This window comes from Capnocytophaga sp. oral taxon 326 str. F0382 (assembly GCF_000318295.1).
GTDB lineage: Bacteria > Bacteroidota > Bacteroidia > Flavobacteriales > Flavobacteriaceae > Capnocytophaga > Capnocytophaga periodontitidis.
Genome location: NZ_KB291407.1, coordinates 1 through 10,571, shown reverse-complemented (window position 1 = coordinate 10,571; position 10,571 = coordinate 1). Strand labels below are relative to the sequence as shown.

The 10,571-nt window shown below is 39.1% G+C and carries 9 protein-coding genes; 4 read left to right on the top strand and 5 right to left on the bottom strand.

Annotation, left to right across the window (positions count from 1 at the left end; genetic code table 11):
- The first annotated feature begins 187 nt into the window (after positions 1 to 187).
- From HMPREF9073_RS06995 to HMPREF9073_RS06980, 4 genes are all read left to right on the top strand, one after another.
- Positions 188 to 1,438, top strand: a complete 1,251-nt coding sequence (locus HMPREF9073_RS06995; RefSeq protein ID WP_009413256.1) for a 3-phosphoshikimate 1-carboxyvinyltransferase — start codon at positions 188 to 190, stop codon at positions 1,436 to 1,438.
- A gap of 180 nt (positions 1,439 to 1,618) precedes the next feature.
- The gene (locus HMPREF9073_RS06990) at positions 1,619 to 1,912 is read left to right on the top strand and encodes an HU family DNA-binding protein (protein ID WP_034555618.1); all 294 of its coding nucleotides are present in this window, start codon (positions 1,619 to 1,621) and stop codon (positions 1,910 to 1,912) included.
- Positions 1,913 to 2,137: 225 nt separating this feature from the next.
- A complete protein-coding gene (locus HMPREF9073_RS06985; protein ID WP_009413254.1) occupies positions 2,138 to 3,682 on the top strand; it encodes a ribonuclease E/G in 1,545 nt (514 codons plus the stop codon).
- Positions 3,683 to 3,741: 59 nt separating this feature from the next.
- Positions 3,742 to 4,407 carry a uroporphyrinogen-III synthase gene (locus HMPREF9073_RS06980; RefSeq protein WP_009413253.1) on the top strand — a complete coding sequence of 222 codons (666 nt, stop codon included), beginning with the start codon at positions 3,742 to 3,744 and terminating at the stop codon, positions 4,405 to 4,407.
- A 30-nt stretch (positions 4,408 to 4,437) separates the two neighbouring features.
- On the opposite strand, the gene HMPREF9073_RS06975 is transcribed toward HMPREF9073_RS06980, so the two are convergent.
- The 5 genes from HMPREF9073_RS06975 to HMPREF9073_RS06955 form a co-directional block, all read right to left on the bottom strand.
- Positions 4,438 to 7,953, bottom strand: a complete 3,516-nt coding sequence (locus HMPREF9073_RS06975; protein WP_009413252.1) for an efflux RND transporter permease subunit — start codon at positions 7,951 to 7,953, stop codon at positions 4,438 to 4,440.
- A 3-nt stretch (positions 7,954 to 7,956) separates the two neighbouring features.
- Entirely contained in the window at positions 7,957 to 8,787 is an 831-nt protein-coding gene (locus HMPREF9073_RS06970) for a hypothetical protein (protein WP_232212912.1), read from the bottom strand.
- A 126-nt stretch (positions 8,788 to 8,913) separates the two neighbouring features.
- Positions 8,914 to 9,537, bottom strand: a complete 624-nt coding sequence (locus HMPREF9073_RS06965; RefSeq protein WP_009413250.1) for a WG repeat-containing protein — start codon at positions 9,535 to 9,537, stop codon at positions 8,914 to 8,916.
- A 27-nt stretch (positions 9,538 to 9,564) separates the two neighbouring features.
- Complete coding sequence (locus tag HMPREF9073_RS06960) at positions 9,565 to 10,089, bottom strand: O-acetyl-ADP-ribose deacetylase (protein WP_009413249.1); 525 nt, start codon at positions 10,087 to 10,089, stop codon at positions 9,565 to 9,567.
- A 7-nt stretch (positions 10,090 to 10,096) separates the two neighbouring features.
- Positions 10,097 to 10,447: a DUF6794 domain-containing protein gene (locus tag HMPREF9073_RS06955; RefSeq protein WP_009413248.1), complete on the bottom strand. Its 351-nt coding sequence runs from the start codon at positions 10,445 to 10,447 to the stop codon at positions 10,097 to 10,099.
- Positions 10,448 to 10,571 lie beyond the last annotated feature (124 nt).

The following is a 10,571-nucleotide window of genomic DNA, read 5'->3' as shown; positions in this document are numbered from 1 at the left end:
TGCAAAACGCCCCTACACAACATACTTCAAAAGTAATTGGTAATCAAGGTAATCAACTTTGCCAAAGTTTCAGATTTTGGCAAAGTTAGCGACGCAAAAATGATTTTGAGACTTTTTGGACAGCACCCTACATATTTGTTAATTTGCTAATTATCGCGTATCTTTGCGGTTATTAAACAGTTATGCAATGAACATCACCCTTCCTTTATCGCAACTTGTTTCAGGAAAAACGTTACAGCTCTCGGGCTCAAAATCGGAGAGCAATAGAGCACTTTTGCTACAAGCATTCTTCCCCGAATTACAGATAAAAAACCTCTCTACCGCCGATGATACCCTTCTCTTACAGCGCGCGTTACAATCAAAAGAGGGAACTATTGATATTCACCACGCAGGTACAGCAATGCGCTTTCTCACGGCTTATTTTGCTACCCAAGTAGGGCGCGAGGTATTACTCACTGGCTCGGCAAGGATGAAAGAGCGCCCTATTCACTTATTAGTGGAAGCACTGCAGCGTTTAGGGGCTGATATTTGCTATGGAGAACGCGATGGATTTCCGCCCTTATATATTAAAGGTGTAGCACTTAGCGAAAAAGAAGTGCGTATTCGCGGCGATGTGAGCAGTCAGTTTTTTTCTGCCTTATTGCTCATCGCACCTTCATTGCCAAATGGACTTACACTGATTTTGGAGGGGGAGCTCACCTCGGTACCTTATCTGAAAATGACGGTGAGTTTCCTGCAATACTGTTTGGGTGAAGAAGTTGTACAATGGGAAGGCAATGTGCTGAAAGTAGCTTCACACATAAACAAACCTTTAAAAAACAATATATGGGAAGTAGAATCGGATTGGTCGTCGGCTTCTTATTGGTTTTCGTTTGTGGCACTCTCACCTATAGGAACACAGCTCACGCTCACACATTTCAAAGAAGATAGTTTGCAGGGTGATAGCGCGTTACCACAACTCTATAAACATTTTGGCGTAGGCACTACTTTTAAAGGCAGTACAATGCACATTGAAAAAACTACCCTCCCCTACTCTACTCGTTTAGAATTTCAGCTGAACGATACTCCCGACATCGCACAAACCATAGCTGTTACTGCTTTAGGATTGGGATTAGAGGCACACCTCAGCGGATTGCACACGCTCAAAATTAAAGAAACCGACCGACTACAGGCGCTACAAACCGAAATGACAAAACTCGGTGCGACAGTGAACATCACTGATGAGAGTTTGCATTTAGCCCCTTGTAAACACTTGCGTGAGGGGGTGAGTATAGCGACTTATAACGACCACCGTATGGCAATGGCTTTCGCTCCTTTGATGCTCAAAACCCCTATAGTGATAGAGGACAAAGAGGTGGTAAGCAAATCGTATCCAGAGTTTTGGGAACAAGTGGAAGAGGTGTCAGGTGTCAGGTTTCAGGAAACAGATAAGAGATAAGAGGTAAGAGGCATTAGAAAAAAGATAAATAATTGATAATTAGCGTATTAGTTTATTTTTGAAAGAAAATAGAAAAATAAATACTAATTTTTTTATGTAACATAGTGTTTATTAAAGATTTAATTTGTATCTTTGCCGCCTGAAAAGAAAAAAGAATATTCATACAAAAACATATTAAAGATGACAAAAGCAGAAATTGTATCAAAGATTTCCGACAAATTGGGTCTTGACAGAAACGACGTACAACTTACCGTTGAGAACTTTATGGATGAGGTAATTAGCTCATTAGAAAGTGGACAAAATGTGTATTTGAGAGGTTTTGGTAGCTTCATTATCAAAACAAGAGCTGAAAAAACAGGTCGTAACATCTCAAAAAACACTACTATCAAAATCCCTGCACACAACATTCCTGCCTTTAAGCCAGCAAAAGTATTTGTAGAAGGGGTGAAAGCAAAAGTGAAAGTGAAAAAGTAATACGCCCCTGTATTAGTTTAAGTAACTGAATAATTAACACATAAAATAATAAAGTTATGCCAAGCGGAAAAAAAAGAAAAAGACATAAAGTGGCTAACCACAAACGCAAAAAAAGAGCGAGAGCTAATCGTCACAAAAAGAAAAAGTAGTGTAATACTACTTTTTCTTTTTAACAGACAAATCGTACCTTGATTTATTAATTATTAACTAAAAAAATCCAACAAAGTGGACAAAGAATTAATTATTCGTTCTGGTTCCTCTTACGTAGATTTTGCTTTGCTCAGAGATGGTAGGCTCATAGAACTTCACAAAGAAGAAGATACCAATGGATTAGGAGTAGGTGATATAATGCTAGCCAAAGTGCGCAAACCTATACAAGGGCTCAATGCAGCCTTTGTGAATGTAGGGCACGAAAAGGATGCTTTTTTGCATTATCACGACTTGGGACCTCAATTGGCTTCCTTACAAAAGTTTCTCAAATGGATACTCTCGGGAAAACTAAAAGACTTTTCACTAAAAGATTTCCCCTTAGAACCAGACATCAACAAAAATGGGTCAATAGCCGATACCCTCAAGCCTAACCAGCCTATATTAGTGCAGATAGTAAAAGAACCTATCTCAACTAAAGGACCACGCATCAGCTCTGAACTTTCTATCGCGGGGCGCTACCTCGTACTGGTGCCTTTCTCCGACCGTATTTCTATCTCACAAAAAATAGAAGGTAAAGCCGAGAAAGAACGCTTGAGAAAACTCTTGCAAGGCATTAAACCTAAAGGCTTTGGTGTGATAGTACGCACTGTGGCAGAAGGTAAAAAAGTAGCGGAACTCGACAAGGATTTGCAAGGTCTCTTCAACCGTTGGGTTTTGATGTGTAGAAAAATACAAAAAGCGGTTTACCCCTCAAAGGTGATGAGTGAAGTGAGCAAAACAGGTGCTATACTTCGCGATATGTTCAACGATACGTTCACAGGTATACACGTGGATAACGAGCATCTCTACGAACAAATAAAAAAATATGTACAAGAGATTGCTCCTGAAAAAGAGAATATCGTAAAACTCTACCGCTCATCGGTGCCTATATTTGAGAAGTTCCATATCGAACGACAAATAAAAACGGCTTTTGGTCGTACCGTATCAATGCCTAAAGGGGCTTACTTAGTGATAGAACACACCGAAGCTCTACACGTGATAGATGTGAACAGTGGTAACCATTCTAACAAGAACAACGATCAAGAGACCACTGCACTATCGGTAAACCTCATTGCCGCTACCGAAATTGCACGACAACTGCGATTGCGCGATATGGGAGGTATTATCGTTGTAGATTTCATCGATATGGGCAATAGTGAAAACCGCCGTATCCTATTTGACCACCTGCGCAACGAAATGGCTGAAGACCGCGCCAAACACAAAATATTGCCTCCGAGCAAGTTTGGCTTGATACAAATTACTCGCCAACGCGTGCGCCAAGAACTCAACATCAAAACAAAAGAAGAGAACCCAAGCAAAGAAGGCGAAATAGAAGCGCCTATCGTTCTGGTTGATAAAATCAACATAGAACTTGAAAGCATTATTAAGGAGGATGCCTATAAAGGGCGCATTGTGCTGAACGCTCACCCTTTTATAGCGGCTTATTTAACCAAAGGGCTCTTTAGCTCTATCCGTTTTAAATGGTTTTTGAAAGACAAACGATGGATAAAAATCCTACCACGCGATGCGTATACTTATTTAGAGTATCGATTCAAAACCAGTGAAGGAACCCCTCTTTAACATTACCAAACTCGGCGCTTGTGCGCCGAGTTTTTTTTATTTTAAAGCCTTAGAACAAAATGGAAACCATTGTCTCTACAAAAATATTAACTGAAATGCAGCAATCTGTGCTTTCAGGACTTGATATACAGCTGATTGAACACAATTTTGTAAGTGTGAATTTATTACCGATAAAACTCACTCTTCCTTATAACCTTTTAATCTTCACGAGCCAAAATGCGGTGAGGAGTGTTTTGCAGCATCCTTTGGCTACTGCCTTAAAAAATAGTCTGGTGCTGTGTGTAGGCGAACGCACTGCACAACTACTTGAAAAAAGCGGTTTTACGGTGCGCTGTTCTTTCCATTACGCTACCGATTTAACGAAATATCTTTCAGCTAATTTAAAAGAATTTGAAAATATGACACGCATTGCTTTTTTTGCGGGCACACAGCGATTAGAAACGCTCCCACAGTTCTTTGCGAAGTACTTGCCTAATGTAGAGGAAATTACAGCTTATCAAACAGAACTAACACCTATCACTATTCACAAAAAAGTAGACGGGATACTATTTTTCAGTCCGTCGGGGGTGGAGAGTTATCGCTCGTGTAATCCTGCAGGCAAAGAAAAAGTATTTTGCATAGGAGATACTACTGCTGAAGCTGCTCAACGCTATTGGAAAGATGTGGTGATAGCTGAAAAACCAACAATTGACAGTGTGCTGGATCAGGTAAGAGATATGAGGTAAGAGGTAAAAAAATAATGTGAAACACCCAAACTAAGCTATTTCCATACCTTTAATTACTATATCAAATTCTTCTCCTTCTGGACGCTCTTTCACGTATTGTATTTTGCGGATTTTGGTGAGGTAACTATGTTGTGCAATGGCGTGCTTCTCATCATCGGCGATAACGGATACTATTTCACGCTCAGGATAAGTGAGCAATAGCAAGAAATCTAACTGACCATAATCATCGGCGATATGCAAAATACGGGCTTTTTCGGGTAGTGAATGCACGAGTTCGTGATAATGTTCGCGATGCTGCCTATAATCTTCTTTTACAGTGCGCACTACGTAATTTTCCTTGTATAAATAGTTTAAAAACAGTTTCTTTTTTAGGTAATCTACTCCTTCCAATCGCTTGCGCAAGGCGAGGAATTGCTGGCGGTAGAAAGCACCTATCTGTTTGGCTCGTTCGCGTGGAGTGTTGCCAAAACGCTCATCGTTAGGAGCTATGGGTTCGCCTACTACTACCGTAATAGCTCCATCGTAGATAATCACATCACCTTTAGGTTGCACTTCCGAACAACCGTGAATATACACAGGAACGAGAGGTGTTTGGAAATGTTCGGCTATCAGGAAAGAACCTTTGTGAAAACGGTGTATTTGGTTGGTATCGGAGCGTTTACCTTCTGGGAAAATCATTACTGAAATACCGTTCTTCAAGTTCTTTTCGAATAAGGGCATTCCTTTTTCTATACCTTCAGAGGCTGGAAAAAAGCCCATTGCCTGCACATAACGTCCAAATACTACCGAGTTATACACCCAATCGTTTACCATATAGCTAATGCGATGCGTGAAAAGCCCTATTGCCAAAGTATCAAGCCACGAGGTATGATTGGCAATCACTACCGAAGGAGTTGTAAGCTGTATATGGTGTGGGTTCTCTAGCTTTTTGCGCACAAAAGGATTGGCATAAAGCACTGAAGTAGTGAGCGAAGTAGCTAAACGTCTGAGCCACATAGTGCGTTTAGGAGTTATTTTGGCAAGTAGCCAACCTATATTGGAGAGAATAATAGACGATAGTGCATAATAGGTAGTTAGCAGTATGGATTGCAGCAAAAGACGCAAACTGACCGGAGAACGCCCCCTATCAGGACGACGGAAGATACAAAACTTGAATATCGTAGGGTAAAATACAAAAGTTATTGCCAAAGCAGTGAAAATACCTATCACCGATACCGATGCAATTGACTTTAAGGCGGGGTGTTTGGCAAAAATAAGCGTACCGATAGCTAAAAAGGTAGTAATAGACGCTAAAAGTATTGACACTTTGTACACAGGAAGTTCATTTTTACCATCGGTATAGTCTTTTTGCAGCGCACAAGTCATAAAAATACTAAAATCTACCGAATGTCCTAATACCAAAGTGCAGACAATCATACTAAACACATTGAACTCTATGCCAAAAAAGTTCATTAGAGCGGAAGTAACTACCCCTGTAACCCCAATAGGGATAAGAGTGAGTAACACCAACTCTATTCGCTTGAAAAACAAGAGCAGTATGAGGAAAATAGCGATAGACGAATAGTTCACTAACAGCAATATATCGTCTTTGAGTTTGCCTAAAAATGTTTCACTTAGGTTCTTACGGTCGATAACAACAGTAGGCGTACATTTTTCTACTGAATGGATAAAAAGATCACGCTCGGCAGGAGTGAGTTTTACGAGATTAGCAATGGTATAAAAACCTTCTTTTTCGGTAATAAAATCTTCTAACGGAATAGCTGAAAGGGCTTTATAAGCATCAAGGTCTTTTATAACTTCAAAATCACCAGCTATACTTTGGTAGAAAGGTGCGTAAGTTTCTTCTTTAAAACCAACCTCATTTCCTTTTCCTATCAGTTGTTGTTTTAGAAATTGCTGTCTTTCGGCATTCCAAAAATCTTTCCATCGTTGTAAACGCGCTTCTTGTTCTTTTTTAGGCAATACAATCCCCCCAATAGAACTGAATTGCTTGATACTATCGTGTGCTTTATAACTTTGCAACTGCTGATATAGTGTATAATTGCGCTCTAAGGCTTCCTCTAACGAGTTGCCATAAGCAGCGGCATAGAGCGATTTGTATTCGCTATCAGTGATGTTCTCTAATTGATGTTCAGCTGCCTTATAACGTTCGTTGATATAGTTGATATTGGCAATATCGCCATTGAAACGGACATTATGAAAAGTAAAACAACTCACCACTATCAGCAGTAAGCAAGCCCCTACTACCCACTTGTTGTGATGAAATGGATAAGCCCCTATGCGGTCTAAAAAGGTTTTGCGCACCTCGATAGTGCGATTGCCACGGTAGAAATGAGGCACGAGCACCAACGACAATATGGCTGATACCATTATGCCCACGAAAGCAAACACGCCTAAATCTTGCATCACCTCAGAATGCACAAAGAGCAAGCAGAGGAATGAAATGGCGGTAGTGATACTGCTGGGTAATATAGGCACGGTTACAGCACGGTACAACTCGGCGGTGTTTTTAGCTACCTTGTAATGGGTGAGGATATGCAGTGAATAATCGATTGTAACCCCCAAGAGTACCGCTCCTAAACTGATAGAAATTGCCGAAATACTGCCTTTGAGCACATAGAGTGTCGCCAAAGCAGAGAGCACCCCAAAAGCTGAAGGGATAAACGCGATAAATGGGATATAGACACTTCGATAAAAGAAGACAAGCAATAAATAAAGTGCTGATAGTGAAATGAGTACCGTGGTGAGAATATCGGTTTTGATTTGAGAAGCATTGCTCACTGAGATAAAGGGAGCCCCAAAAAAATCTACGCGCACTTTTCCTTTATACTGGGCGTTGAGATGGTCTTGCAACTCGTCTAACCCTGCGACAAAAGCGGCATTGTGTTCGCTATCGTTGCCATCGTACTTAGGGTTGATAAAGAAGAGGATATGCTGCTCGTCGTTAGTAGTGAGGAAACCATTGGCAATCTTAAAATCGTTGCCTGTATTGAGCTCTTGAAGTTTGCGCAAACCGCGAAAAGTGAGACCAAAAGGGTCTTTACGGATAAACTGTTGTGCCACCATACCCGCAGGCGTGAGCATCGTTTTATACTGACTCTCCACCATTGATTTGAGGCTATCGGGGGCTAAACGGCGTTCTAAATAAGCATAATCTTCATCGTTTAGAAAAAGAGGTAGGTGGTCGTTTACAAACTGCCAAGTCTCGTCTATCTCTTCTTCGTTTATAATCCCCTGAATACTTTTGATATACTTCGTCATAGAAGCGTTGAGTGTATCTTGCAGATTTTCGGCAACTGCCTGCATATCTGTAAGCATTCCGCCTTTTTCGACTGTTACCATTACCGAAATTTTATCAGCGAAATTGAGTTGTTTGAGCACCTTAGAAGTGAGGTTCGTCTTGTCGTTTTGAGGAAGTACTTTGGTGATATCCTCTTCAAACCGCAACTGACTCAAGCCATAAATAGCAATGAGCGCCCAAGCGGTGAAGAATGAGAAGGTTGCGAGTTTATGAGTGGTGATATATTGGTAAATTCTGTTTAACATCTCTTACTTGTAATAGCTAATGATTCTTTTTTCTATTTGTGTTTCTTTATAATTATTATTTTTATCCCTTACTTCTATTTTTCTCGATATCCAATTATGATTTTTATCATATACATAATTCGTAATTAGGTATTCCGACATTAAATTATCTTCTAAATCATATAACTTTAGTGATAATACATCTCTTTTATCATTGCTTTTAAATTTTCTTTTCATCTCATACTCCTCATAATCACTAACAATTTCAATAATATCCCCCTTTTCATCATATTTAAATTCTGTAAAACCTTTTACTAACCCCTCAACCTCTGAACTTAGTTCCTCTTTACGGATTTTATTCCCTCTTTTATCATATTTATTTACCAATTTATAACTTGTCTCTTTGATATAAGAACTATCTTTTTCATTTACTAATACATATACAAGCATCTCCTCATCTATTACCTCTCCTTTATCATTGTATTTCAAAGTATTTTTACTTGTTCTCCTACCTACTCTATACGAAACAATTTCTACAACATTATCTTTCAGATAAGAATAAACCGACCTACTTTTTTGCTTGTTAGATATAGAGTCAGTAAATTCTGTTAAGAATCCTTTATTGTTAAAAGAGCTAACAGATAATCTTTCTTGATCCATATAAGGAGTTCCATCATCATTCTTTATAGAATCATAGACTTTATATTGTGTTACAATTATGCTTTTTACTTGTCCGTGAAGATTCTGATCTTCCCAATCCGTTTTTCTATGTGATGAAGTATTACAAGATACTAATATAAGTAGAAAAATAAATAGTCTAAACGTATAATACATATTTTTAATTTTAAAAGGCAAAAGTAAGGCTTTTTTTCAAAAAAAGAAAGCAATTGAATAAAAATAAGGTCTGATTTTGATTATTTTAAGACTTTGTGACAGGCACGAGCTACAAGCTCGCACTAGCGGGGGGGGGTAGAGACACAATTATCGACTAATCTCAAATTGTTTGTCACCTATCTGTACCCACGCTTTACCATTCTCAAAGAGAGCGCCATCGTCATAAATAAAAGGGAAGACGGTTTCGTTTTTATCATTGATATAGCCATATTTATCGCCTTTCTTTACCAAGGCAAGTCCCTCGGTAAAATAAGAGGCATCGTCATAGAGAAAAGGAATAATTTGTTCGCCTTTTTGGTTGATAAAACCCCATTTGCCGTCTTTCTTTACAGCTACATAATCTTTATGAAAGTAGGTAGTATCTTCATAGATAAACGGAATCACCTCTTCTCCTTTCTCATTGATAAAGCCCCATTTGCCATTCAATAGAGCAGCTGCAGGGCGATGGTTATAGAAGTCGTTGTCATCTATAAGGTCGTATTTTACAGGAGTAATCTCCTTGCCAGAGGTATCTATCAATCCGTATTGTGCACCTATTCTCACCATTGCCACTCCTTGAAAGAAGTCATAGACAAAATCGTACTTTATAGGGGTAATCAGGGTTCCCTTCTCATTGATGTAGCCCCATTTGTCGCCTTGCCTTACACAAGCAAAACCCTTGTGAAAATCGGTTATTTCATCATATTTCTCTTGCTTGTTTGTGTTCATCATTTTAACTTTTAATTGTCTTGTGAGTTCTTAAACCTTCTGTATGTTTGTATAAATATCGTAGTTTTCTTGATCAAAACAAACCATCTTCACCTGCTTGATTTTATCCGTTTTTTTCAAGAAATGAGCTATGGTATGAAGCGCTATTTGTGCTGCTTTTTCCTTCGGAAATCTATACCTCCCAGTACTGATATTAGGAAATGAAATAGTAGCTACTTGATGCTCTAAAGCCAACTCCAAACAACTAATGTAAACTTGTGCCAGTAGGTTTTCTTCATTATGTGTCCCTCCATTCCACACCGGACCTACTGTGTGAATAACATATTTAGCTGGCAAATTGCCCGCAGTAGTAATAACAGCGCTACCCACCTTGCAACCTCCTTGTTTATTTCTTATCTTCTCACATTCTTCAGTGAGTGCTTTGCCTCCTGCTTTATGAATAGCTCCATCAACACCGCCTCCACCAAGTAGAGAAGTATTGGCGGCATTCACAATGGCATCTACGGAAATTTTAGTGATATCTCCTAATACAATTTCAATGTTACTATGTATCATCACTCAATCAATTATTAGAATTTGTTAGATACCTATAATAGCTTGTGAGTATCATAGCCGACATATCATCGGGATGTTTAACGCCTTGGTCTAAAAAGAACTTCACGAGTTCGGGGTTTCCACTGCGAATCCACTCATTGCGGATGCCCATTCCTATCGTAAAATGACTTTCCATAAAGAATTCATCTTCGGTAAGCGTTTTTATATACTCTTTATCCTGCTTTTTGAGGTTCTTATCCAGCATTTGGATACATTCTGTTAAGTTTTTAGGTTTTTGTTTTTTCATATCGATGTTTTTTATTTGTCCAAAAGCTATAAAACTAATGATACACATACAAAAAGTAATGAGATGTTTCATATAATTATTTGGAGTCCTCTCCCCCGTTCTCCCTCTCCCAAGGAGAGGGGGCAATCCGCAAGAGGGATTTTTTGTTATAATGCTGTTTTTAATGCAAATATCGTGTTTGAAAGCCTACCCCCGT

Excerpts from the sequence above, each read along its gene's own strand:
- HMPREF9073_RS06975 (WP_009413252.1), bottom strand. The coding sequence starts at position 7,953 with ATGTTAAACAGAATTTACCAATATATCACCACTCATAAACTCGCAACC.
- HMPREF9073_RS06965 (WP_009413250.1), bottom strand. The coding sequence starts at position 9,537 with ATGATGAACACAAACAAGCAAGAGAAATATGATGAAATAACCGATTTT.
- HMPREF9073_RS06990 (WP_034555618.1), top strand. The coding sequence starts at position 1,619 with ATGACAAAAGCAGAAATTGTATCAAAGATTTCCGACAAATTGGGTCTT.
- HMPREF9073_RS06995 (WP_009413256.1), top strand. The coding sequence starts at position 188 with ATGAACATCACCCTTCCTTTATCGCAACTTGTTTCAGGAAAAACGTTA.
- HMPREF9073_RS06980 (WP_009413253.1), top strand. The coding sequence starts at position 3,742 with ATGGAAACCATTGTCTCTACAAAAATATTAACTGAAATGCAGCAATCT.
- HMPREF9073_RS06960 (WP_009413249.1), bottom strand. The coding sequence starts at position 10,089 with ATGATACATAGTAACATTGAAATTGTATTAGGAGATATCACTAAAATT.
- HMPREF9073_RS06955 (WP_009413248.1), bottom strand. The coding sequence starts at position 10,447 with ATGAAACATCTCATTACTTTTTGTATGTGTATCATTAGTTTTATAGCT.